This is a genomic window from Luteimonas sp. A611 (genome assembly GCF_054072715.1).
Genome location: NZ_JBSVRP010000001.1, coordinates 1449500 through 1472589 on the forward strand (window position 1 = coordinate 1449500; position 23090 = coordinate 1472589).

General features: G+C 70.6%; 20 protein-coding genes. 1 reads left to right on the forward strand and 19 read right to left on the reverse strand.

Translation table 11 applies throughout. The features are described from left to right. Positions 1 to 23: 23 nt before the first annotated feature. From ACW5EG_RS06375 to ACW5EG_RS06465, 19 genes are all read right to left on the reverse strand, one after another. On the reverse strand, positions 24 to 2138 hold the full coding sequence (locus tag ACW5EG_RS06375) for a hypothetical protein (RefSeq protein WP_457021093.1): 2115 nt from the start codon (positions 2136 to 2138) through the stop codon (positions 24 to 26). Beyond that, positions 2135 to 4864 carry a putative baseplate assembly protein gene (locus ACW5EG_RS06380; RefSeq protein ID WP_457021094.1) on the reverse strand — a complete coding sequence of 910 codons (2730 nt, stop codon included), beginning with the start codon at positions 4862 to 4864 and terminating at the stop codon, positions 2135 to 2137. Before ACW5EG_RS06380 ends, ACW5EG_RS06375 begins: the two co-directional genes overlap by 4 nt. Next, a complete protein-coding gene (locus ACW5EG_RS06385; RefSeq protein WP_457021095.1) occupies positions 4861 to 7452 on the reverse strand; it encodes a putative baseplate assembly protein in 2592 nt (863 codons plus the stop codon). Before ACW5EG_RS06385 ends, ACW5EG_RS06380 begins: the two co-directional genes overlap by 4 nt. Continuing rightward, a complete protein-coding gene (locus ACW5EG_RS06390; protein ID WP_457021096.1) occupies positions 7449 to 7817 on the reverse strand; it encodes a GPW/gp25 family protein in 369 nt (122 codons plus the stop codon). Before ACW5EG_RS06390 ends, ACW5EG_RS06385 begins: the two co-directional genes overlap by 4 nt. A gap of 11 nt (positions 7818 to 7828) precedes the next feature. Continuing rightward, positions 7829 to 8140 carry a hypothetical protein gene (locus tag ACW5EG_RS06395; protein WP_457017931.1) on the reverse strand — a complete coding sequence of 104 codons (312 nt, stop codon included), beginning with the start codon at positions 8138 to 8140 and terminating at the stop codon, positions 7829 to 7831. Between the two features lie 7 nt (positions 8141 to 8147). After that, entirely contained in the window at positions 8148 to 8657 is a 510-nt protein-coding gene (locus ACW5EG_RS06400) for a phage baseplate assembly protein V (protein ID WP_457017932.1), read from the reverse strand. After that, positions 8654 to 9784 carry a hypothetical protein gene (locus ACW5EG_RS06405; protein ID WP_457021097.1) on the reverse strand — a complete coding sequence of 377 codons (1131 nt, stop codon included), beginning with the start codon at positions 9782 to 9784 and terminating at the stop codon, positions 8654 to 8656. Before ACW5EG_RS06405 ends, ACW5EG_RS06400 begins: the two co-directional genes overlap by 4 nt. 2 nt (positions 9785 to 9786) lie before the next feature. Continuing rightward, positions 9787 to 10131, reverse strand: a complete 345-nt coding sequence (locus ACW5EG_RS06410; protein WP_457021098.1) for a Base plate wedge protein 53 — start codon at positions 10129 to 10131, stop codon at positions 9787 to 9789. A gap of 10 nt (positions 10132 to 10141) precedes the next feature. Continuing rightward, on the reverse strand, positions 10142 to 10804 hold the full coding sequence (locus ACW5EG_RS06415) for a CIS tube protein (RefSeq protein WP_457017935.1): 663 nt from the start codon (positions 10802 to 10804) through the stop codon (positions 10142 to 10144). After that, on the reverse strand, positions 10801 to 11181 hold the full coding sequence (locus tag ACW5EG_RS06420) for a hypothetical protein (RefSeq protein ID WP_457017936.1): 381 nt from the start codon (positions 11179 to 11181) through the stop codon (positions 10801 to 10803). Before ACW5EG_RS06420 ends, ACW5EG_RS06415 begins: the two co-directional genes overlap by 4 nt. A 1-nt stretch (position 11182) precedes the next feature. Continuing rightward, positions 11183 to 11890 carry a hypothetical protein gene (locus tag ACW5EG_RS06425; protein WP_457021099.1) on the reverse strand — a complete coding sequence of 236 codons (708 nt, stop codon included), beginning with the start codon at positions 11888 to 11890 and terminating at the stop codon, positions 11183 to 11185. Positions 11891 to 12212: 322 nt separating this feature from the next. After that, positions 12213 to 14141 (reverse strand): ATP-binding protein, encoded by a 1929-nt coding sequence (locus tag ACW5EG_RS06430; RefSeq protein ID WP_457021100.1) that lies wholly within the window; start codon positions 14139 to 14141, stop codon positions 12213 to 12215. Beyond that, a complete protein-coding gene (locus ACW5EG_RS06435) occupies positions 14138 to 15487 on the reverse strand; it encodes a DUF4255 domain-containing protein (RefSeq protein ID WP_457017939.1) in 1350 nt (449 codons plus the stop codon). The genes ACW5EG_RS06430 and ACW5EG_RS06435 overlap by 4 nt, the downstream gene beginning before the upstream one ends. Beyond that, the gene (locus tag ACW5EG_RS06440; protein ID WP_457017940.1) at positions 15484 to 16173 is read right to left on the reverse strand and encodes a hypothetical protein; all 690 of its coding nucleotides are present in this window, start codon (positions 16171 to 16173) and stop codon (positions 15484 to 15486) included. Before ACW5EG_RS06440 ends, ACW5EG_RS06435 begins: the two co-directional genes overlap by 4 nt. 7 nt (positions 16174 to 16180) lie before the next feature. Beyond that, positions 16181 to 16870 carry a hypothetical protein gene (locus ACW5EG_RS06445; protein ID WP_457017941.1) on the reverse strand — a complete coding sequence of 230 codons (690 nt, stop codon included), beginning with the start codon at positions 16868 to 16870 and terminating at the stop codon, positions 16181 to 16183. Beyond that, the gene (locus ACW5EG_RS06450; RefSeq protein WP_457017942.1) at positions 16870 to 17394 is read right to left on the reverse strand and encodes a phage tail protein; all 525 of its coding nucleotides are present in this window, start codon (positions 17392 to 17394) and stop codon (positions 16870 to 16872) included. The genes ACW5EG_RS06445 and ACW5EG_RS06450 overlap by 1 nt, the downstream gene beginning before the upstream one ends. Positions 17395 to 17404: 10 nt before the next feature. Continuing rightward, the gene (locus ACW5EG_RS06455; RefSeq protein WP_457017943.1) at positions 17405 to 18931 is read right to left on the reverse strand and encodes a phage tail sheath family protein; all 1527 of its coding nucleotides are present in this window, start codon (positions 18929 to 18931) and stop codon (positions 17405 to 17407) included. 42 nt (positions 18932 to 18973) lie between these two features. After that, entirely contained in the window at positions 18974 to 19264 is a 291-nt protein-coding gene (locus ACW5EG_RS06460) for a hypothetical protein (RefSeq protein WP_457017944.1), read from the reverse strand. A gap of 274 nt (positions 19265 to 19538) precedes the next feature. Further along, on the reverse strand, positions 19539 to 20570 hold the full coding sequence (locus tag ACW5EG_RS06465; protein ID WP_457017945.1) for a sigma 54-interacting transcriptional regulator: 1032 nt from the start codon (positions 20568 to 20570) through the stop codon (positions 19539 to 19541). A 446-nt stretch (positions 20571 to 21016) separates the two neighbouring features. On the opposite strand from ACW5EG_RS06465, the gene ACW5EG_RS06470 reads away from it, so the two are divergent. Next, complete coding sequence (locus ACW5EG_RS06470) at positions 21017 to 23080, forward strand: hypothetical protein (protein ID WP_457017946.1); 2064 nt, start codon at positions 21017 to 21019, stop codon at positions 23078 to 23080. The last annotated feature ends 10 nt before the right edge of the window (positions 23081 to 23090 follow it).

Genomic DNA, 23090 nt, shown 5'->3' on the forward strand with positions numbered 1-23090 from the left:
GAAGGCTCCATTCGAGGACAGGATCAGGTGGCGTGGAAGATCCCCGCGCGCAGTCCGTGGCGCAGGTATTCGTCGAGGCGGATGTGCAGGTTGGCTTCGCGCTGAGGCTGGGCGAGCGCGTGCATCACGCCGATCTCGCCCTCGTCGCTGGCGCCGCGCGGGATCGCGGCGGGCGTGCTCGCGCGCAGTTGCATGTAGGCGGGCTGCCCGTAGCGCAGCGCGTTGAAGTGCGGGCGCACGCCGGGATGGGCATCGTCGGGCAGGCAGCGGTAGCGGCGTGGCGCGATCGAATCGGGCGGCAACCAGCAGAAGCGCACGCAGCCCTGCTGGGTGCGCTGCGCGCGCACCGGCGCGATCCAGTCGTCGCCTTCGGCGAGCGCGGCGTGGAAGATCGTGTCCGAGGCCAGTTCGATGATGCGCGCATGCAGCTTGCCAACGATCGTGCTGCCGCGCACCATCAGGGTGCCGCCCGCGCCTGCGCCATCGGGCGCGGCATATGCGACCGAGGCGGGCGCCCCGGCGTCGACGATGCTGTCGACGATCTCCACCTCGGCGCCGGCCGCCGCGCGCAGGCCGCCGGTGATGCAGTGTTCGAGGCGGACGCTGGCGAACGGGTGCTCGATCACCAGGCTCGGCGCATCGGGCGAATCGGCGCTGCCATCGGGCAACAGGGAGATCCCGGGCACCAGGGTGCAGTGGCGCAGGACCAGGGTGCGGCGGGCGTCGTCCGCGGCGGCGGGCAGCACCAGCGCGCCGCCGGAGAGGACCAGGCCTTCGAGCACCAGCTGCGCGGCCGCGCCGATGTCGAGGGTGATATCGCCCGTGGCCACCAGCAGCGGGCGTGCGCTGTTGCGCGCGGCGACGACGACGGTGGCGGATGCGTCGGGATTCGCCGGCGCATCCACCTGGAACTGCGGTGGGGCCGCGTAGCCGAGGCTGTCGCCGATCAGCAGGCGGCCGCCGCCGGCGATCGCGTCGAGGTGCGGCTGCAGGTCTTCGGCGTCAGACGCTGTCTGCTGCGGCACGAGCGTCTCGCCATCCGGCACGCGTTCGTACTCGCCGCCGCCGATCCTGCGTGCGAAGCCGTAGTGGAAGCTGGCGCGCAGCGGCAGTTCGACATCGGCGCCCAGCACGATGCGGCCGCGCTCCGGATCGATCGCGATCACGCCATCCGGCACCGCGTCCTGGTGGTTCCAGCCGCCGCCGCCGACATCGCGCAGGTCGGCGACGACGATCTGAGCCACCGGCACCGGCTGCCAGCTGCCCGCTTCCGCGCCGGGTCGCAGCAGCACGAGGCTTTCACCGGGGCCGTAGTCGTCATCGTCGGCGGCCGCCTGCGCATCCGCGGGCAGCGCCTGGGTTGCGCGCACCGCCGCGGCCATCCCACGCACGTCCAGTGGCGCGGCCACGTGCGACGGCGCGCTCAGCGTCGCGATCGACGCTTCGCTGCGCGGTCGCCGGAACAGCGCGAGGTCGGCCCCGAGCGGGTTGAGCCGGAACCGCGTGCCGGAGGCATCGCCCGGATGCGGTACCAGCGGCACGCTGCTCAGTGGCAGCGGCAGCAACCGCCACAGGAAGATGCCGATGTTGGGGATGTTGTAGCGTCCGCCGCCACGGTCCGCGCCCGCCTGCGGGCGCCGCATGTCGGGCGTGTGGGCGGTGGTGTTGAAGGCGCCGCCGAGCGCGCGCATCGCAGCCTGCGAGCGCAGGTCGGCCGTCGCGGGCGCGTGGGGCCGCAGGTGCTTCATGTACTGGGTGGTCGCGAGCTGTTCGAAGAACTCCGCCACGTGCGCCGGCCAGCCGGTCAGGTCGGCGGCCAGTTGCTCCAGCATCAGCGCGGTGCCCTTGCGGCGGCGGTAGGCGATGGTGTTGGCGACCTCGGCGCGTGGCGACGCCACGTCGGCGTCGATGCCGGCGAGCGGGCGATAGCCGATCAGGTCGCCGATGTAGGGCACCACCCAGTCGGCGCAGGTCTCGACGAACTGGTCGTCGTAGAGCTGCTCGAGATCCTCCTCCAGCGCCTCGAGTTCGCGCGCGAACAGTGCCACCAGGTCGCGCAGCGGTTCGCCTTCGGCCGCGTCACGGATGCGGTGGATCGCCGGGAGCAGGGCGTACAGGCGGGCGGCGTCGAGGCTCATGGCATCGCCTCCAGTCTTGCCAGTGGGCCGGGGTGCAGGGTCAGCAGCTCCGCCGGCCGTGGCAGGCCGCCGGCCACGCGCATCCGCGATGCCAGCAGCCGGACCTGGCGCGAACGCAGCGTCTGCGCATGCGGCGCGGTGCCGCCATACAGCAGGTCGAGGTCGATCGCGACCACGCCCGGCACGGCGTGCGCCACCGAAATCACTTCCGACTGCTGCAGCGCTTGCCCGAGTTCGCGCCGCTCGAACGAGAACGCATCGCGCAGCGTCGCCTCGACCGCAGCGAGCACCGCGCCCGCCTCGTGGTCGGGATGGCACTTCACCCGCAGGCCGACGTGGAACGTGCTGGCCTGGTGCGCCATCAACCGGATGCCCACGTGCGGGTCGCCGTTGGCTGCAAGCGCATCGCGCAGGTTGGACCATACCGGATTGCTCTCGCCGATCACGGCACCGTCCTGGCCGGCGACGGTGATCGCGACCACGTTGCCGTGCGCCAGCTGCAGCACCTGCGAGCTGGCCTTGGCGATGCCGGCGTAGGCTCGCGCGAAGTCGGCGTAGTCGAGCAGCGAGACCACCCGTCCCAGGGTGCGCGTGCCGAGCGGCATCGAACTGCGCGCCTGCGCGGCCGGCTCGGGGCCGGTGCCGCCTTCCGCGGCGCCGGGATTGGCGGCACCCTTGAGGCCGAGCGGACGTGTCATCAGCTGGGTCAGCGATTCGGCGGGGACATTGCCCTCGATGCCCACGCCCTTGCGATAGCTGGCGCGCACGTTCTGGCTGCCGCTGGGCAGGCGCGCGCCGCGCTCGCCGTCGCCGAACTGCAGCCAGTCGCGCCCGGCTTCGTCGCTGCGCAGGGTATAGGCGTGGTCGATCGGGCCCGCGCCATGCAGGGTGTCGCGCTGCTGCCATTCGATGCCGCCGACACGGACGGTCAGCTCGCTGGCGGCGCCGAGTTCGTTCGCCGCGGAGCGCCACGTCAGCGGTGCGTGCTTGAGTTCAAAGCGCTGGTGCGGTTCGCTGGCGCTGCCCGAGCCCAGCACCTGGGCGACGGTTTCGCCGTGACGGGCCAGGGCCACGTTGGCTGCGACGGTGACCGATTCGCGCGCCAGCGCGAGCGGCAGGGGCGGGGCGATGTCGAGCAGTGCAAACCCATCGCGCGCACGCGCCGGTGCGGTGAGGGACGCGCGGTGCACGATCCGGCGCCCGTCGGCCGCGACGCCCTGCACGATGATGCGTCGCCCCTTCGCCAGGCCCGCCGGCGCCACCGCGACCGGGATTTCGTCACCGGTCACGGCGGTCGTGACCGGATACTCGGCCAGCCGCAGTTCCTCCGATTGCGCGAACACCTTCAGCGGGCGGACCCTGCCGACGAACCGGCCGTACTGGTCCCCGGCCAGGCGCAACCGGCTCGACTTGCCTGACAGCGCGAACTCGTCACGAGAGACTTCGGTGGCGCCGTCGACGCGGTACAGCTCGACATAGGTGTCGCCCGGCGCCGGCTCGCTCGCCGCATCGTAGGCGCCGTAGGCCAGCACGGCGTAGCCGCCCGGCGCGATCGCGGGGTAGGCGGCATCGAGGTCGACGTGGCCGCCGTTGGCGGTCGCGCCTTCGGGTGACACCACGAAGTCCGGCCAGCTGGGAAAACCGATCGCGTACCGGTCGGGATCGAGCGCGGGCTTCGCCTCGCCGAAAATCGGCTGGCCAACTGCAGCCCGTGCCGTGTGCGCGGCGATCTGCAACACGCTCTTCGGCGACTTGCCCTCGTATGCATCGCGGAACGCCTGCGGCATCGTCCGCCACATCGGTGCGTTGTGGCCGAAGACCGAGGCGCGCTGGCGCAGTGCGTACACGCGCACGTCGTTGCCGGCGGGCGACATCGCGGGCGACAGCGACCCCAGGCCGCGCTTCCACGACACCCGGGTGCGGTCGTGTTCGGGCTCGGGCCGCACCTCGCTGAGGATGCGGAAATCCCAGCGGTTGCTCATGGGGTTCGCCTCGAACTCGGCGCCGACCACCAGCAGCGCATCGCCCGGCTTGAGCCCGGTGGCGACGCCCTGCAGCCAGGCCGAACGATCGCCCTGCGCCGGCAGCCGCGGGCGCGACAGCCACGGTCGCATCGCGCTCCACTCCGCGCGCGCGTCGACGGCCTCCACGGTCTCGAAGCTCTGCGGCTTTTCGTCGGGCCCGGGCACGCTCTGGACCTTGAGCCCGGCGGCCAGCGTCACTGCGGCGGGGATGCCGGTGACGAACATGCCCGGTTCCCTGGGCGCATTGGGCGGCGGCTCGCGCGGCGGCTCCAGTGTGAATGCAAGCCAGGTCTCCGCGGCGATACCCGGGCGCAGGCGGTAGCCGATCAGCCTGCCCATTTCCTGCAGCGACACGCGTTCGGTCGCGGTGCGCAGCCACGATTCCCGCGCGATCCGCTCCTGGTAGAAGGTGAGCACGTCGGCGCTGCAGGCGAAGGCATCGACCAGGCCGAGCGTGAAGTCGTCGGCATCGCGCGTGAGCAGCCGCGAGAGTGCGGGGAACCCGGAGCTCGAGAGCCCATCGACGAGGCTCGATCGGAAGTCGTCGTAGCGCCCGATGCGGTAGTCCACCGCATCCAGCCCGTGGCGGTTTGCGTGCGCCTGCGGCGTGGCGGCTTCGATGCCTTCGCAGCAGCCGCAGGCCTCGCTGCCCGGGGCGGACGCGACCGCGCCGGCCTTCGCGTTGGGGACCAGTGCGCTCATTGCCCGCCTCCCGCCGACAGGGCAAGCCGGCCGCGCTCGCGGAAGTTGGGGTTGTTCGCCAGTTGCGCGATCTCCAGCCGGTCGAGCCGGATCACGCCTTCGTCCAGCGAGGCGTCACTGCCGTTGACCAGCCGGCGGAAGCGGTCGATGCGGACCGCGGCCACGCCCTCGACCGCCTGCGCGGCGGCGACGATGCCGCTCAGGTGCACCGGATCGCCGAAGCTGAAGTGGTCCGGGTGGAACAGGCCGAGGCTGCCGTCGGCATGCGTGCGCGCGTCGAGGACGCGCTCGACGGCGGCGAGGACGTCGCTGCGGAAGTAGCCGGGCGCGACGCAGACATGCAGGGCGACGTCGAGCGGAACCATGCGCGGCGTGTCGACCTCGAGGTCGTAGCCGGCCATGCGGAAGCGTTCGAGGTGGCGGCGCAGCCGCGACTTGAACGGCGCATCGACCGCGGCGCCGCCCGGGCGATCGGCGCTGACGAATACGCTGTACCAGCTTCCGGTCCAGCGGAACGTCGCCGCGGCACGTCCGACCTCGGCGCTGCGCTCGCTGGCGGCGGCGTAGTCGGCGGCGGTGACCGCGCGTTCCTGGACGCGGAAGGCATGCGGCGCGTCGCGGCGCGCGGCTTCGACATCCTCGGGCGCGGTGCCGCCGGCGGCCGGCATCGGATTGCCGATCCCGACGATGCTGGCGGGGTCGGGCAGGGCCGAGGGATCGTCGGCGTAGAGCGCCGGATCGAACACCAGGTGCGCGAGCGCCTCGGCACCGATGTTGCCGGCCACGCCGTTGCCGATGCGGTAGTGGGCGTGGAAGCGGGTGCCGGCGTTGGGCCGCTCGCCGTGGCGGTCGTCGCCGAAGCGCAGGCGCGTGCGGCCATCGTGCTCGGCCTCCACCACGAAATGGGGCGCGGTGGCGTCGCTGCCGAGCAGGTCGTGGCGTGCAGTCCACGGAGGCGACTGCGCCTCTTCGTCCTCCTCGCGCAACACGATCTGCGCCAGCGCATGCCTTGCGTCGAGCGCAAGCAGCTGGCTGGCCGGCCAGAACGGCGCCTGCTCCGATCCCGGCGGCGTGGCCAGCAGCCCGGCAAGCTCGAATCCCTGCGTCACCGGCAGCTGCGCGAGCCAGGGACGGTAGCGCACCGGCACGGGCACCGCGCCGCGCGCGCCGCAGCGGTCCGCCCCGCGCGCGACCGGTGCGTACCGGCGCACGGCATCGGGCACGGGCGGCAGTGCTTCGGGCGGCAGCGTGTGGCCGTGGTCGGCCAGCACGATGTTGCCCAGGGCGACCGCGAAGCGCAGCTCCGGATGCGCCTCGACGCCCAGGCACAGCGGAAACGGCAGCGCATCGGCCGGATCCCATGCGATCCGCGTGACATCGCGTGGCTCGTCGGCCTGCGGCTCGTCGAACAATCCGCCTGAAGGATCCCCACCGTGTTCGACCGAGGTCAGGCGCACCGCCCAGCGATGGCTGCGGTCGGCATCGCTTTCCGACAGGGTGGTCGGGCTGCGGGTTTCGATGAATACCAGCACGTCGCCCACCTGCAGCGGTGGATGGTCGCGCAAGGTGGCGTCCGTCGCGCCGCGCGGCAGGCAGCAGCCGGCGTCGCCCCAGGTGTAGAACGTGGCTTCGTTGCAGGACGCGCGCAGCGTCGCGGCATGGGCGGTCTCGAACACGACCGGGCCTGCCGCCCGCGCATCGCGTTCCTCGCGGCTGCCGCGTTCGATCACGCTGCCCGGTCCGCTGACGCGGCTCAGCAGCACGCTGCCGCGCGCCAGGCGTACATCACCTGCGCCTTCGGCGAGCCGCAGGTGGACCCAGGCGCGCGCATTGCAGCCATCGTGCAGGTGGTAGTCGACCAGCCGCGCATGGCGTCGGACCGAGACGCGCCTGCGCGCCGTGGCCAGATAGGCCTCGTTGGCGATCGCGTCCTGGCGGTAGGACAGGTTGTCGGCGGCGTAGGCCAGCAGCTCGACCAGGGTGACGCCGAGGTCGGCCGCCGAACGCTCGCGCCAGCCGGGCACCAGCAGGTCCATGCGGTCGAGCATCAACCTGCGGAAGCCGGGGTAGTCCTTCGCCAGGTAGCCGATGTCCGGCGACGCGACGGGCGCGGGCGGGCAGGGCGGCGTTTGCGCGCAGTCGAAATCGGAGGGGCATTCGACCTTGAAGGAAAACCCGACCTGCGACAGCAGCGGATCGAAGCCGGGGGGCGCGGCATCGGTGCCCGAGTTGGCGACCAGCGACAGGGTATAGCGCGAGAAATCGCCTTCTCCGGTGGTGCGGATGACCAGGGTGCGCGCGGGGTCGTCCAGGCCATCGACGAGTCCGGGCTCGGCTTCGACCGGGAGCGCGTCCGCCGCCGCACACCAGACGATGCCGACAGTGGCGATGCGCTCGCCGCCGCTGATCCGCAGGTTGTCGGGCGACAGGCTGAAGCCCGCGTGCAGCAGGCGCACCAACAGCGTGCGCTGGCGCGGGACCCCGGGCCGCGCCGCGCGGTCGAGCACTTCGAGGAAGTCGATCGCGTTGGCGCTGCCGGAACTGCGCAGCACCTCGAGCCGGCGCGGATCGCAGCAGTGGTACTTCATGCGCGGCCTCCCGGGATGTCGATGCTGGCGCGGGCGCTGGCCCCGTCACGCAGCAGGCGGTAGTCGATGTCGACGCGCAGGGCGCCGTCGTCGTTGTTGATCCGCACCGCATCGACCACGATCAGATGCGACAGGTGCTGCTGCAGCGCGGCCTGCACCAGCATCTGCGCGGTGGCAGCGATCGCGATGCCGTTGGGTTCGAACACCAGCTGCAGCAGGCCAGCACCGAAGTCGGGACGCATCACGCGCTCACCGGGCGCGGTCAGCAGCACCTGCTCGATCAGGTCGCGCACGTGGTCGGGCTCAAAGGTCTGCGCGGTGCGGCCGCGGCCGTCGAGGCGATAGGGGAAGTCGAGATGGGCCATCGGGCTGCTCCTCAGGTCGCCAGCACGCGGGTCTGCGTCGCGACCGCCTGCATGCCGGTGCCGGTGGCCACGCACAGCGCGGTGCCGCCGACGATCGCGACCGGCAAGCCGCCTGCCAGCACCCGTGTCGCGCCGACGACCCATTGGCCGGTGGCGCAGAACGGTGCCGGCACGCTGGCCTGGGTGCAGGCGGCGATGACGTAGGGCGTCGTCACCTGTACCACCGGCTGCGCGGACACGCTCACCCGCGGAAACGGCATCGTCGGCACGGCGTTGCCGGCGTGCATGCACAGGACGGTGGCGCCGAGGTGGAGGATGGGCATCGGCATCTCACACCACCGTCAGCGCGCCGAGGTTGATGTCGACGGTCGGCCCGGTCATGTTGATCGTCGCGCCCTTGCCGTTTGAGATGAGGATCCCGGTGTCGCTGACCGAGATCATCGCGCCGGTGCTGGTCTGGATCAGGATGCCGCCGGTGGGGCCGGGCACGTCGCTGATGACCAGGCCGTTCTTCGCCAGCGTCTGCAGGGTGATGCCGGAGACGCCCGGCGGCACCATGCGCGCCATCACCGGTACGTCGGCCTCGGCATAGAAGCCGCCGACCCAGACCGGGTAGTCCGGATCGCCGCGCTCGAACTCCACCCACACGCCGGCGCCGATCGGCGGCACGGTGAACATGCCCATGTTCATGCCCGCCACCGGCAGGCAGGGCATCGCCCAACTGCTGAGCAGGTTGCCGCCGACGTCCGGCACCTCGACCATCAGCCGGCCCTTCATCAGCGGATCGATGTTGCTGCGCACCGAGCCGCGGAACTTGCCGTAGAAGCGCCCGCCGCTCATACCGGCACCGCCGGGACGGTGGACACCAGGCCGTTGCGCGCCAGCGAGAAGCCCTGTTTGTAGGAGCCGCGCTCGATCTGGTGGCTGACGCTCTGCACGTAGTAGAGGCCGTCGAACGGCAGCCCGGCGCCGCGCACGCCGACCAGGCGCCGCGACTTCAGCAGGCGGCCGTAGCGGGCGACGTCGAGCTGGCCGGTGCCGAACACCGAGTCGCTGTTGCGGCCCGCGAACGCGAGCCCCCTGGCCAGCGCGCCGGCCACGCTCAGGTGCGCGGTGTCGGTGAGCTTCTCGATCTTCGGCGGCAGCGGTGGAACTGCGCCCAGCGGCGGGTTGAGCGGGCTGATGTCGGGGATCGGCACCGGGATGCCGACCTTGCTGTTGCCTTCCTGGAAATAGACGATCGGCATCTTCTTGCGTTCGCGATCGAAGTTGAAGCTGATCTGCTCGACGTTGGTCATCGCGTCCATGCCGGTGGTCAACGCCGGCTGCGCCTCGCCGACGCGGATCTCCGGCCCCCAGTAGGCGAAGCTGGTGCCTGGCGCGGGGCCCGGCTCGAGGTAGAACACGTAACCGGCCTCGTCGGCGAGGCGCTTGATGTAGGCGTAGTCCGAACCCTGCTGGGTGGGGATGCGGTCGGTCGGCAGCGGGGGTTCGTCGGCGATGCCGGGGATCACCTTCGGGATCACGCCCAGCGCCGCGTACTTGGCGAGGATCAGCAGCACCCGCGCGAACGGCGGCATCGCCGGGAACGGCAGGCCCGGGATCTCGATCACGTCCATCAGCGCCGAGAGGTCCTTGCCCTTGACCACCAGCCGGCCAACGCCACCCTCGCCGGGCACGGTGTTCACGTTGGTCGCCATGCCGTCGACGATCACTTCGTCGCTGCCGTTGATCGTCACCACCAGCACCACGCGCATCAGCGGCACACCGCCACCGCCGCCGCTGATCAGGAACAGCGTGCGCAGCGGCGATCGCGCCGGCAGCTCGAAGGTCAGCTCGAAGCCACCCTGCGCGTCGCCGGAGCCGGCCTCGACCTTGGCCGAGACCAGCGCGTCGACGACCTCGCGCGGGGCGGCGACCGGCACCGGTCCCATCAGCAGCGCCAGCTTGATGCCGCGCGGATCCATGTTCAGGTGCCTCCCGAGGGGATCGCGACGCGCGCGCCGGGCACGTCGGTCAACTCGAACGGATCGGTCACCGCGTTCGCGTCGGCGATGCGCCAGTACGACAGGGGACTGCCGAGCGTGCGCGCGGCCAGCAGGTCGGGGCGATCCACCGCTGCCACCACGGCCTCGACCGCGACCGGGATCGATTGCCGCTGCGGGATGAAGCGGCGCGCGACATGAGCGATCGGCTCCGCGCCGGGTGCGGGCACATGCAGCGCCAGCGCGACGCCGCGGTAGCGGCTGAGCGGATCGAAGGGTTCGCTGGGGATCGCGCCCGCGTCGATCAGCAGTTGGATCGGGTCGGTCATGGTCGCGTCCTCATGGCAATGCGTCGATGCCGAGGGCCTGCAGGGTCGCGCTCGGCGACTTCGTCGCCAGCGCCTCGCGCGCACGCAGGTGGTTGAGGAACAGCGCGCCGCCGCGATGCCGGAAGCCGTAGTCATCGCTCGACAGCACGCGCAGGCCGATGCTGACCCTGGCCCGGATTGGATTGAGTGCGGCGTCGAAAGCCTCCTCGGTGATCGACAGCTCGGTGACCCGCACCGGTGCGATGCGGTCGCGGCCCCACACGAACAGCACCAGCGGTGCCTCGGCCGGGACGATCTCCAGCACGCCACTGGACGCGAGCGCATCGAGCGCCTGCAGCTCGCCGGCCGAGGGATGCACCAGCGATTCCAGCGCCGCCAGCTGCGGGCCGATGCCGTGCTCGACGGTTTCGGCGTGCTGGTCGGGGGATTCCAGTCGGTCGGTGGCGTCGATCTCGGCTTCGACCTTGATCGACTCGATCGCCGGCCCCTTCAGCCGGAACGGCTGCGCGCGCTGGCCGTCGCCATCGCCACCCGTGCCCTGCACCTGGTAACTGCGCGCGAGCGAGTCGGGGTTGTACTGCAGCGCGATGGTGCGCGTCGGCGCGCCATTGCCGCCCGGCGGCAGGATCACCAGGCCGCCCTTGATGAGTCTTGGGGAGGACGAGAGGCTCACCTCAGGGATCCCGGAGCATCATCGCCGATGAGGTGGTAGCGGCCGTCGCGCAGTTCCAAGCGGGCGCCGAGGCCGCGCAGCTCCGTGATCAGCGCACCGATGCGAGCGCCGATTTCACCGGTGTCAGCGATGGTCGGGTCGGCAAGCCCAGCCCAGTGATTGAGTTCGGCGAGCAGACGCTCCACTTCCGTCCCTTCAAGAACGAAGCGGCCCTCTCGCTCGACCACGGTCGCGCCGCAGGAATGCAACTGCTCAAGCAGCGTGGCGATCCGTGCGCCGATCTCTCCAGAATCGGCGATGTCGGTCCCGCGCAACGCAGCCCAGCGATTGAGCTCGTCCAGCAGCGGTCCAGGTTCGGCGCGAGGCATGGTGGGCATCTCACAGGCTCGGGTGCGAAAGGCTGCCGGACGAAGACGCAACTACTGAGTATTGCCACGGCAGCTCGTGAATCGGGCTGGCCGCGAGTGAGCCTGAGGTCGTGGTCGGGACGTCCGCCAGGCGGTAGAGGCCGATCTTGAACTTGACTTTGGCCTCAGTTCCCGGTGCAAACGCATGCCCCGGGGGGCCGGGATCATCCGTCGCACTGAAGCCGCCCGACTCAGTGGTGTAGTTGCGACGCGATGACGAGGTACTCCAGTACACGGGGTCAGCATCAACCGAGTCGACCTGCTCGGAGGAGAAATTGAAGTCGACCGGCGAGCCGTACATGCTCACTTTCCAGTAGGTGCCGTCAGCCTTCTTCAGGTGGCCTTGCAGCTTGTTGACCAGGCAGTAGTCCGCCGCTGCGCGTCCTGTTGGGACGGCGACATTGAACTTGATGGTCTTGTGCGAGGTGTTTCCCGAATCGGTATAGGTGTCGTTGGACAGGGATAGGGTCGGCTCGGCCGCGGGCGCGGGCGCCGGGGCAGGCGCAGGTGCAGGTGTAGGCGACTGAGCGCGGCTGCCGCCGGCGCTGTCTGACATCGCGATGCCGCTGTCGGCGCCTCCGGGAGAACTGCTGCGCCTGATTGGCACGGCGCCGAAATCGAGATGCGGACGCTCGTCGGCGGAACGCGCGTCGGGGGTGATCGCGTGATAGGCGGACATCGTCCTTCGGGCTATCGCCGGTGTGAGCGCCCGGCTGGGTTCCGGGGCTTGGGTGGGGCAGGTTTTCACGGCGGAACTCCTGGGGGCGATCGTGGAGACAAGTGCTGGCGCAGGTTCTGGAGACGACGGGCGATTTCCCGGACGACGGCTTCGGCGACCGCATGGCCTGCCTGCGGGCCGCAGGGCGGTCCATCGACTGGCGGCGGGCCCGCTAATGCCGAGCGCAGGGCCGAGTCCAGCTGATGGCGTGTAAGCCCCAGCCCGTCCTCCAGCGTGAGCCGGCGGATGTGGAGATGGATCGATGTTTGGGGAGGTAGCGGTTTCACTGGACACCTCCTGCACTGGGTCCTGGGCTGCGCTCCAGCTTGGCGAGCTCGGCATGCGCGGCGGCGAGCAGGTGCCGGTTCGCGATGGGCATGTCCTCGTGCGCGGCGAGGAAGGCCCCGTTGAGCGCGACCGAGCGGATGTTGCCGCCGGCCAGGGGCATGCGCGCCAGCGACGGCCAGCGGATGTCGTCCGCCAGCGGCGCCTGCGGCGGGAACTGGCGCCGCCATAGCGCATCGCGCGCGGTTTCGTCGGGGAACGGGAACTGCACGACGAAACGGATCCGGCGCAGGAACGCCTTGTCGATCGCGCTCTTCATGTTGGTGGTGAGGATGGCGAGGCCGCGATAGGCCTCGATCCGCTGCAGCAGGTAGGCGGTCTCGATGTTGGCGTAGCGGTCGTGGCTGTCCTTGACTTCGCTGCGCTTGCCGAACAGCGCGTCGGCCTCGTCGAACAGCAGCACGGCACCGCTGGATTCGGCGGCGTCGAAGATGCGCCGCAGGTTCTTCTCGGTCTCGCCGATGTACTTGCTGACGGTGCCGGCCAGGTCGATCCGGTAGAGGTCGAGGCCGGCGGCATTGGCGATGGCCTCGGCGGCCATGGTCTTGCCGGTGCCGCTTTCGCCGGTGAACAGCGCGGCGATGCCGAGGCCGCGCGCGCCTTTGCCTGCGAAGCCCCAGTCGCGGTAGACGCGTCGACGATGCAGCAGCTGGCGGCCGATTTCGCCAAGCAGGTTGGCCTGCGCCGGCGGCAAGACGAGGTCGTCGAGCGTGGTGGCGGCGTCGATCCGTTGCGCCAGACGGTCCAGGCCTTGCCGGCTGTGCTCGCGCAGCGCTGCCCACGCGATCCGTCGCGCCTCGCCGGCATCGACGGCTTCGGAAATGGCACGCGCGGCGTCGTACATGGCGCCGGGCACGCCGGGTGCGAACTGTTCGCAGGCGTCGGACACCGCGTCGCACAGCACGGCGTCGGGAAGCGTCGAACCGAAACGACGGGCGCGATGGACGAGATCCTGCGCGCGCGATACAGGCGTGGCCTCGGGCAGCTGCACGACGCGCAGATGGCTGTCGTGGGGCGCGCCAGCCGCGCCTTCGGCCGACGCGATCATGATCAGCGGGCTGCGCAGTTGCGATTGGATGCGATCCAGCCATGCCGGAACGGCCGGGTCCAGTACCACCAGGGCGGCGGACAATGCCGCCTCGCGGTCGATGAGGCGCAGCGTGTGGCAGAGCGCCGTGGCGTCTTCGGGCAGTTCGGACACGCACAGTGCGCTTCGCTGTGTCGCGGCGAGCAGCTGCAGTAGGTCGTCGCGGAGGACGGGGGCACCTGCGCGCTCGAGCTGGACGCAATCGCGCCCGCCGGAAAACGCAGCGACCACCTCACCGGTCCACGCCGCAGGTTCGCCATCGGGTGCCGGAGGTGCGACGAGTTCGGCGATGCCGTCGAGGCGTTCGTCGATCGCTGTCACGCCGCACAGGTAGTGCAGCATGCGTTCGTCGATGTGCAGTGGCGCGGACGTGGGCACTGGCCCGTCCGTGCGGACCAGCCTCCAATAGCGCAGCGGTGCCTGGGGAGACAGTGCGTCCCAGTGCGGGGCTTCGAGCAGCGCGAGCGCAAACGGAAACGTCGGCTGCCCGTCGGCGCGGCCACAGGCCTGCGCCACCGAACGCGCGAACGTGGCGTCCAGGGCCACCCCGGCACACAGCAGCAGCACGTCGCGCTCGAACCCGCTCAGCCCGAACAGCTCTGCGCAATGCTGCAGTGCCGGTACCAGGCCAGTGTCGTCCCCGCTGGCCAGAGCGGCGCCCGCATCCGTGCCGCCCTCGATCCGTTCGCGCAGCCGCGCCAGCTGCGCGACCAGCCAGCGCTGGTTGCGCACGTCCCAGGATGTGTCGGTGGTGGCGATGATGCCGGCTTCGGCGTTCATGGCACGGTGACCTGGAGTTCCGGGTCGAACACCGGCGCCTGGTCGGGCGCGATGACGATCAGCTCGCTGTCGATGCCGTCCACGCGCAGGCGCAGGTAGTGGTCGCCCGTTGTCAGCGTGGTGGGGAAATCGAACACCAGCGGATCGCCGTCTGCAGCCCGCGGATTGGCACTGCACTGGCGCGCGCCGAGCATCAGCACGGCCTGCTGCTGCGGGCGCACCCGCGGCTGCGAGGCGAGCGTCACGCGCACCCGCGGCGGGTCGGCGCTGCGCACGATCGAGATCGCAGGCAGGTTCAGTGGCGCGCCGATCGCCTCGATCGTCGGTCGTGCGCTGAGCAGCAGCGGGATCGCGTTGGTTTCGCGCGGTGCCGGTTCGTCCGCTGGCGTGAGCACCAGGCTGAGCTGCCACGGGCCGGCGGGGAGTGCGGCCTGGGCGGCGAGGTCGTCGGGAAGTTCGAGGCTGAATCCGCGACCGTCGGTGTCGAGCACCACGTCGATCTCGAAGGGCGTCTCGCGAAGCCGATGCCTGAGCCGCGCGCGCGGCGTCGCACCGGCGAGGCGGATGCCGGTGACGGCCACGGTGTCACCAAGCCGCGCGCTCCTGTGCTTGCCCGGTGGCTCGGCGGCGAACAGCGTGGGCACGGCGGGCAGCAGGTCCGGGTTGACGCGCACGCCGCCATCGCGCTGGGTGATCGGGTCGACCCGGCCGCGCGAGAGCACCGGCAACGGCGAAACGCCGGGACGCGTGCCCTCGATCAGCACCACCGACACCTGGTAGGCCGCGGACGGCCGGTAGTGCGTCTGGATCGCCGACCACAGCTTGCTCATCTCGTCGATGCCTAGCGCGGCGGGCGTGATCTTGATTGCTTCGACCTGGTCGGCGAGGTCGGATTGCGACAGCGCCTGGACCTGCGGCGGGAACATCCCCAGCTCGAGCGGGCCGGGCGAGAGCGCGTCGCGGATCGAGGCGCGGTCCAGCCACGGCCGCTCGTGTAACACGTGCATCGCATAGCCGAGCAGGATCTCGGCCTGGAAGTCGGCGCGGCCGTAGGCGGTCAGCAGGTAGTGCAGGTCGAGCGCGAGCGGCGCGTTGGCAAGGCGCTCGCCGGCGCCGCTGCGCGAGGGCAGGGCGCCGTTGCGCCAGCCGGCGTTGGGCGTGATCTGGTGCAGGAACAGGTTCAGGCGCGGCGCCATCTGTTCGTCGTCGAGGTCGATCGTGTCGGGCGCCACCGCGGTGACGGTGACCGTCGTGCCCAGCGCCGGCGCGACGCTGGTGATCATGGCGTCGTCGAGCAGGTTGCGCAGCACCGCGCTGACCGCACCGATGGCGAGCGGCGAACTCACGGCGACGGCTTCCTGCGCAGGTAGTCGTGCAGGTTTTGCGGCTCTGGAACGACGCGCGGGCGAGGCGGGGGCTGCTTCGCCGGCTGCGCGGGGGCGCGCACCTCGATGCGATCGATGCTGATGTGGATCGCGGGTGGCGCAGCGGGCGCCATGGCAGGGGCGAGCAGGGCGACTGTCGTGGCCGACAGCGGTGCCGCCAGCTGTTCCGGCATGGATCGCGGCAACGGCGCGGGCGGCGCAGCGCGCGCGCGCTGCGCCGGGGGCGGCCCAATGGTGGAGTGGTCGTGGGGCGCAGGCTGGATCGCAGGCGCGACGGAGCGGAGCGCCAGGGCGTCTTGGGCCCCTGCCTTGTCATTCCGGGGCAAGGCAGGGGATTCCAGGGGCATGGCATCGACAGCCGGATGCCTCGCCACGCCGGGGATGATCGGCGCGGAGTCCGTCGCGGCAATGCGTCCGCGCGTCCCGTGGGGCAGCGCGTCGGCTCGCGGATGTTCCACCTGCATCCCGGCGGTTCGCGACTTGGCCGTATCCAGGCGGGGCGCTGCGATGCCGGGCGCCTCCGGTTCGCCTGTCGACGCCTGCATGTCGGCCATCGGCGCGATTGGCGCCGCCAGGGCACGCAGCGGAGCCGCCGGTCGCAGTGCATCCGCGTGGCGTGGCGCGAGCAGGCGAAGGAAGTCGGACATGCCGCCCTCAGGCGCCCGCCAGCTGCAGGTAGGCGGCGCGACGGACCGGCCCAAGCGCGAGGATCTCGCGCTCGCTCCAGCCGAAACGCTGCGCGATCAACGCCACCTCGACCAGCAAGCGCTCTGCGCGGGCGCGCAGCACGCGCCACAGCAGGTCGACCGGATCCAGCGGAGCGCGCCAGGCGTGGCTGCAATCCGGGCACTGGAGCGCGAAGTCGAGCGTTGCGCCAGGTAGCAATTCCTGCATGCGCCCGGCGATCGCATCGCGCAGCGCGTGATCGGCCGGGATGCCACCGTCCACGCAGCGCGCAAGCAAGGCGTCGGCGAATGCGTCGGCATCCTCGATCGCCTGCAGCGCATCCAGGTCGTCGGGCGTCGGCAGCCTGAAGCGGGTGGCAGCGCCATCACCGGCGAGCACGTGCCATTCCGCCGAAGATGGGGACTCTTCCGCATCCGCGACCAGCGTGCCCGTGCAGCGATCCGCATCGACGGTGAATTCCACCGTCGTCCCGCAGTGCGGGCATCGCCCGATCAGCTCGACCGCGGTCCCGAACAGTTCCGCGTGGCGCCGCAGCGCTGCCAGATTGCGCTCGGGCAGCGAACGCGGAGCCTCGCCGAGCAGCGCATGCTCGCGCTGCGCACCGCGATGGCCGGCCGCGCCCTCCCACAGGTCCAGCAGTAGAGCGTCGGCGTGCATCAGGCCGGCTCGCTGAACACCGGTTCGGACGGCTCGGCGACTTCGTAGTCGCGCTCCCAGCCCTCGTTCTCGAGCTTGAGCGTCTGGATCGCGACTGCGTTGGCGTTGGCGTCGAGGTCGGGAAGCGCCTGGTACTCCGACACCCAGCAGCGGTAGATCCTGTACGCCAGCACGACCTGGCCGGCCTCGTTGTAGACCTCGAGGATCAGGTCCTTGCGGAAGTCGCGCAGCGAGACTTCAGCGCCGAGCCCGGAGCCGTAGTTCCAGACCTTGTTGGCCCACTTCTCGAACTCCGGGTCGTGGGTGACGCCGCGCTCGAGGGTGAGCGGTTCGTATTTGCTGCGGCCGGGCGATTTGCGCGATGTGCTCGGGTCGCCGCCCTCGCGGTGCTCGACTACTTCGGTGCTGCGCTTGAGCGCGGAGCACTTGCTGATCCCGGCGACGAAGCGCCCGTCCCACTTGAGCCGGAACTTGAAGTTCTTGTAGGGATCGAAGCGCGCTGCATTGACGGAAAACTGTGCCATGGTCCGCTCCTCAGACAGGGATGTCGCCGGCGATCTGCTGCAGCCGGATGACCACGAACTCGGCCGGCTTCAGCGGCGCGAAGCCGACGTGGATGTTGACGACGCCCATGTTGATGTCGGTCTGGGTCGTGGTCTCGCGGTCGCACTTGACGAAGTACGCCTCGCGCGGCGACCTGCCCTGGAACGCGCCCTGGCGGAACAGGTTCTGCAGGAACGCGCCGACATTGAGCCGGATCTGCGCCCACAGCGGCTCGTCGTTGGGCTCGAACACCACCCACTGCGTGCCGCGGTACAGGCTCTCCTCGAGGAACAGCGCCATGCGCCGCACCGGCACGTACTTCCATTCCGATGCGCGGTCGTTGTGGCCGTGCAGGGTGCGCGCGCCCCACACCACCGAGCCGTACACCGGCAGCGCGCGCAGGCAGTTGATGCCCTGGGGGTTGAGCTGTCCGTTCTCGGCATCGCTCATCGCCACTGCCAGCGCCGAGGCGCCGTTGATGCCGGCATCGATTCCCGCTGGCGCCTTCCATACGCCACGGCTGGCGTCGGTGCGTGCGTACACGCCGGCCACGAAGCCGCAGGGCGGGAACGCGCGCGGCACGCCCTGCTTGAGCGGGTCGGGCGCGCGCACCCAGGGGTAGTACAGCGCCGAGTAGTTGGCGTCGGCGCCGGTGATGTCGTCGAGGCCGTCGTCGACCATGTTCTCGACGGTCGCTTCCTCCGGGGCGTCGACGATCAGGAACGCCCGGCGCTCGCGGCAGCGGCCCTGCAGCGACGAGATGGTGGCTGCATCGGTCAGCCCCGGCACGCAGGCGAGGTTGAACAGGTCGATGCGATCGGTGGGCGTGCCGATGCCGAAGCTGGCCAGCAGTGCGGTGCGGAAATCGCCGTCAGCGGCGGTCCAGGCCACGCCGTCGGCGCCGCCGTCGAGTTCGAGTACGACCCCGTCATCGGGCGGGTCGCCGTCGGCCTCGACGGTGATGAACAGCGAACGTCCGTTCACCACGTCATCGGCGAAGCGCGGGTCGGCGGGATCCATCGACAGGTTCTCGAACACTTCCACCACCGCGTCCTCTGTGGGATGGTTGATCACCTCCAGCTTGAAGCGCAGTGCCACGGGATCGGCCGCATCCGCACCGGTCCGGCGGATCACGCGCACGCGCACGTCGTTGGCCCATTCGCCGGGGGAGCTGGCGGAGACGGCCAGACCCTCGGCGGCAGCGACCGCACCCGCAGCGTTGAGGCCCTCGTCTTCCTCCTCCTCGAGGCCACTGGCGGCCAGGCGCAGGATGTAGGCATCGCCGCCGCCGTTGTCGAAGAAGTGGCGCACGGAGTAGCCGAGCAGGGTGCGCTGGTCGAGGCCGCCGAAGCGGCGTTCGTAGTCGGCGAAGCCGGTGATGCGCACCGCACGGTCCACCGGGCCGCGCGCGGCCCAGCCGATGAACAGCGCGATCGAGGTCGCCACGCCGGTGATCGTGCGCACGCCGCTGGAGACTTCCTCGATGTAGACGCCGGGGTAGGTGAGGGCTTGTGGCATGGAACTGCTCCTGGACTCGGTGGTGCGGGAAACGCCGGTGCCTCAGTGGCGGGTCGGCCGGGATTGCGTGTCGCGGTGGGCGGAGGACGCGACCGTCGCGGGAGAGGCGTAGAGCTCGCTGCCGTCGAGCAGTGCGATGCGCTGTATTTCGTCGTGCCTGACCAGGTCATCGAGCGCGCCGCGCAGTTCGCTGTCTCCGATGCCTTGCAGGTGCGCTGGCAACCACCACAGGCGGATGCCGGCCACGCCATCGGCCGCGCCCGGATGCCGCACCAGGTAGCCGCGCAGTGCGCGCTGCAGCTCCCGTGAGCGTCCGCGTTCGCCGACCGACATGGCCCCATCCATCGATGACGTGCCCGGATGGTTTGAGCGCAAGCTGCGTGCCAGCAGGCGGAGGCGTAGTAGATCAATGGTTTGCAGATCCGGCTGGATGCGGCATGGGCGTCCCGCATCGCAGCCGTGCGCACCGGCTGAGAGCGACGAAGCGCGGCGCCGCGCGCCTTCGCGGGTGGGCGCGGCGGATGGGACGTTGCCAGCCCACCCGTGGGGCGCCGGCATCCCACCGGGCGCATGGCGATGTGCGGCGTCCATGCGCAGCCCCGGCGTCTCAGCCGTTCCGGTAGCGGTCGCAGTCGACGCCGTGCTTCTTCAGCAGGCGCCCCAGCGCGCGTCGGTCGGTCTGTGCCAGGCGCGCGGCAGCGCTGACGTTGCCGCCGGTATGCGCCATCACGCTGCACAGGTAGCGGCGCTCGAACGCCGCGATCGCCTCGGCCTTGGCATCGCGGAAACTTGCCTGCACGTGGCCGGCAGGCGGCGATTGCGCCTGGTTCGGGTCGGTCTCGCCCGGTGCGTCCACCGTGCCGTGCAGCACCATCCGGTGCACCGTGTTTTCCAGCTCGCGCACGTTGCCGGGCCAGGCCTGCGATTGCAGCCGCGCCAGCGCCTGCGGTGCGAACTCCGGGCAGGGCAGGTCGTAGCGGCCGGCGTAGATCCGTGCGAAGTGGCGGCACAACAGTGCGACGTCGTCACCGCGCTCGCGCAGCGGCGGGACGCGCAGGCGCAGGATGTTCAGCCGATAGAGCAGGTCGCTGCGGAAGCGACCCGCGGTCACCTCGTCCTCGAGGCAACGGTTGCTGGCGGCGAGGATGCGTGCGTCCGACACGGTTTCGTGCGACTGGCCGAGCACCCGGTAGCGGCGGTCCTGCAGGAAGCGAAGCAGCACCACCTGGCCTTTTGGCGGCAGGGTGTCGATCTCGTCCAGGAACAGCGTGCCGCCCTCGGCATGGCACACCAGTCCGGCGCGCGGCGTGCGCGCATCGGTGAACGCACCGCGCACGTGGCCGAACAGCTCCGACTCGAACAGCGCCTCCGGGATCGCGCCACAGTTCACCGGCACGAAGGGTCGGCTGCCGCGTTCGCCCAGGTAGTGGATGGCACGCGCGGCGAGCTCCTTGCCCGAGCCGGTCTCGCCGTCGAGCAGCACAGGCGCATCGGTGCGCGCGAGCATCCGGATGTCGGTCACCATGCGCTCGAATGCCAAAGAGGCGCCGAGCAGGCCCTGCGGCGGACGCCCTGAAGCCGGCGTGCGCTCGGGATGGAAGCCGGTGGGCTCGAGAGGAGAAAGCGGCGCCGACGTCATGGGTCCCTCCACATGTCCCGTTGCGTGCCGCGACGGCCGATGCCGTCAACGGATCACGCAAGCAGGCCTGCGCTTGCTGCGCGGTGAGTCCCCTGTGGTTTGTCGATCGTGCATCCTGCGGCTTCGCGCTCCGCAACCTCGCCGGAACGCCGGGCCGGATGCCGGCGCGGACCGCGTCGTCGAGGCCATGGGCCTGGACGAACACGCTCCGTGCTCAGTGCAGACAACGCCAAGGAGCCACGCCAGCGGACAGCGGGACGCAGGCCGCCCAGCGCATGGCGGCAGGTCTTGCGACGGATGCGGACCAGCACGTGCATGACCACGTCTGGCTGGATTGCCGGCCTGTCCGACACCTCCCGGGTTCGGCGTTGGTTCTGCTGGCGGGATTGGACCAGGCGCCCTGCCCGATGCCCGGCCCGCCGCTCGGGACTGACGGAGATTGAAACGTGACAGAGTCGGACCGGGTCTTCGTTTCGATCGGCGTCTCCAGGCCCGGTGGCGATCTGGACGAGCTGCCCGGGGCGATCAAGGCGGCCGAACGGATGGCGGCCTGGGCCGCGGCCCAGGGCTACGCGACGGTCCTCGTCCATGACCGCAAGCACGGGGAGGTCACGGTCGACCTGCTGCGCGACCAGATGGCCGCCGCCATCACCGAGGTCACCGACCGCACCGAGCTCAAGCGCTTGGTGGTGTTCTTTGCCGGGCATGGCGCCGCGATGGCGGTCGGGGACCAGTACTGGATCCTGACCCATTGGAAAAAGCGTCCCACCGAGGCGATCAAGGTGTCCTCGCTGCAGCGGATGCTGGAGTACTACGGCCCCCGCCAGGTGGCGATCATCGGCGACGCCTGCCAGGAGTTCTCGGCGAAGTTCATCGACGTCGTCGGCAGTCCGGTGCTGGACATGCCGGACGAAGACCAGGCGCCGTACGAGCTGGACCAGTTCTTTGCGGTCGACGCGGGCAAGCAGGCCTTCATGATCAAGGGCGTTGACGGGCAGGACGACTTCTGCCTGTTCACCGAGGTGCTGCTCGACGCGCTGGAAGGTGACGCGGCGCAGGCCTCGTACGAACAGATCGGCCAGGATCTGGCGGTCACCAGCCAGTCGCTCGCCGTGTACCTGGACGGCCACGTTGCGCAGGAAGCCGGGAAATACGGCGTGCGGATGGTCCCGCGCCCCAAACCGGGCTTCTACACCGATCGCATCTACCTGAAGATGCCGCCGCAGGCCGTGGGACAGCTGCCCATGCCGGCGCCGACGCAAGCGGGGGCAACGCCACAGACCGCAGCAGCGCCATCCGCTGGAGTTGAGCCCCCCACCACTGCCGCGCCTCCCGCACCGGCAACATCACCGCCACCGGCGATGGCACCCGCACCGTCGACGCCGCCTGCGCCAGCAGGCCCATCCGGCGCTGCGCCCGCTTCCGGGCGCCCCCCGCTGCCTTCGTCAGCCGGCAATGGCAGCGCGCGCGCGGGCCAGTCCCCGCAACCCGCGCGAAGCCTGCGCGCGGTGGAGAAGGTGCGGCTCAGGCTGCCGGAGCGGCTGGTTGCGCTGGCCGAGCAGGCGCAGGCCATCCTTCAGACGCGCGAGGCCAGGCGCGACGCATTCGCCGAACAGGTCGGACGCGCCACCGTGCGCGATCATTTCGAGACAGGATGCGGGATCTGCGTCAGCGGTGCAGATGTCGTCGAGGTCCAGGCCTCGCATGGCGAGGTCTCCCCCGTGGAGGGAGAACCCAACTGGTTCCGTATCCACCTCGGCGACTCGAGCGACTCGCTGCTCTGGAGCGACACCGTGGTCACGCTCGCCAGTGGGCGCCTGTGTTCGGTCTGCGTGGTCCAGGAATTCGTCGCCGCGATGCATGTGCTGGACGAGACATCGATCAGCCTGTTCCACCGCCGCATCGGTGCAGACGAGTCCCAAGGCCGGATCGCCATCGACCTGATGGCGCGGGCCAATGCCGGGCTGCTGAGCCAGGACGAGATCATCGATGCGGCCATGTCCCTGCGCGATGGCAAGCACCGGGTCATCACCCTGGGCTGCATCGTCGCGCAGTTCTACGACACCATCCGCGATATCGACAGCCTGCGCTCGATGGCGAGCTTCTATGCCCAGTGTGGGCAGCCGGTGCCGCTGGATATCGTGCTGTATGGCGGCGGGCGCGTCTTCGAATCCGGGGGTCGCCTGTACGCCGACATCCCGGCGGTGCCTGCCCGCACGCCGCGGACGCGCGGGGAGCAGCGTCAGGGCTTCTGCTTCGACGCCACGCCGGGATTCGACAGGCATCCGCTCGCCGGACGCGTCCCCTGGATGCGCCATGCGTGGGGCGCAGTCACCACCGCGAGCTGCGACAAGAGCGCGGAGCCCTGGCGCAAGCAGGCCCTGGCGGCGATGGCGCATCTCGCACCGGGCGCGTTCACCGGCTTCCTGCCCGCGGGGCGGCAGGCGCTGGAGGAACTGGTGGGCCTCGAAACGTCCGCGCTGGCGAGCCAGTACGTCGTCGTCAACTAGATCCATCCAC

Bases quoted from the DNA above. Each gene is read 5' to 3' on its own strand.
- ACW5EG_RS06375 (WP_457021093.1), bottom strand. From the start codon at position 2,138: ATGAGCCTCGACGCCGCCCGCCTGTACGCCCTGCTCCCGGCGATCCAC.
- ACW5EG_RS06380 (WP_457021094.1), bottom strand. From the start codon at position 4,864: ATGAGCGCACTGGTCCCCAACGCGAAGGCCGGCGCGGTCGCGTCCGCC.
- ACW5EG_RS06385 (WP_457021095.1), bottom strand. From the start codon at position 7,452: ATGAAGTACCACTGCTGCGATCCGCGCCGGCTCGAGGTGCTGCGCAGT.
- ACW5EG_RS06390 (WP_457021096.1), bottom strand. From the start codon at position 7,817: ATGGCCCATCTCGACTTCCCCTATCGCCTCGACGGCCGCGGCCGCACC.
- ACW5EG_RS06395 (WP_457017931.1), bottom strand. From the start codon at position 8,140: ATGCCCATCCTCCACCTCGGCGCCACCGTCCTGTGCATGCACGCCGGC.
- ACW5EG_RS06400 (WP_457017932.1), bottom strand. From the start codon at position 8,657: ATGAGCGGCGGGCGCTTCTACGGCAAGTTCCGCGGCTCGGTGCGCAGC.
- ACW5EG_RS06405 (WP_457021097.1), bottom strand. From the start codon at position 9,784: ATGGATCCGCGCGGCATCAAGCTGGCGCTGCTGATGGGACCGGTGCCG.
- ACW5EG_RS06410 (WP_457021098.1), bottom strand. From the start codon at position 10,131: ATGACCGACCCGATCCAACTGCTGATCGACGCGGGCGCGATCCCCAGC.
- ACW5EG_RS06420 (WP_457017936.1), bottom strand. From the start codon at position 11,181: ATGCCCACCATGCCTCGCGCCGAACCTGGACCGCTGCTGGACGAGCTC.
- ACW5EG_RS06425 (WP_457021099.1), bottom strand. From the start codon at position 11,890: ATGTCCGCCTATCACGCGATCACCCCCGACGCGCGTTCCGCCGACGAG.
- ACW5EG_RS06430 (WP_457021100.1), bottom strand. From the start codon at position 14,141: ATGAACGCCGAAGCCGGCATCATCGCCACCACCGACACATCCTGGGAC.
- ACW5EG_RS06440 (WP_457017940.1), bottom strand. From the start codon at position 16,173: ATGTCCGACTTCCTTCGCCTGCTCGCGCCACGCCACGCGGATGCACTG.
- ACW5EG_RS06445 (WP_457017941.1), bottom strand. From the start codon at position 16,870: ATGCACGCCGACGCTCTACTGCTGGACCTGTGGGAGGGCGCGGCCGGC.
- ACW5EG_RS06450 (WP_457017942.1), bottom strand. From the start codon at position 17,394: ATGGCACAGTTTTCCGTCAATGCAGCGCGCTTCGATCCCTACAAGAAC.
- ACW5EG_RS06455 (WP_457017943.1), bottom strand. From the start codon at position 18,931: ATGCCACAAGCCCTCACCTACCCCGGCGTCTACATCGAGGAAGTCTCC.
- ACW5EG_RS06460 (WP_457017944.1), bottom strand. From the start codon at position 19,264: ATGTCGGTCGGCGAACGCGGACGCTCACGGGAGCTGCAGCGCGCACTG.
- ACW5EG_RS06465 (WP_457017945.1), bottom strand. From the start codon at position 20,570: ATGACGTCGGCGCCGCTTTCTCCTCTCGAGCCCACCGGCTTCCATCCC.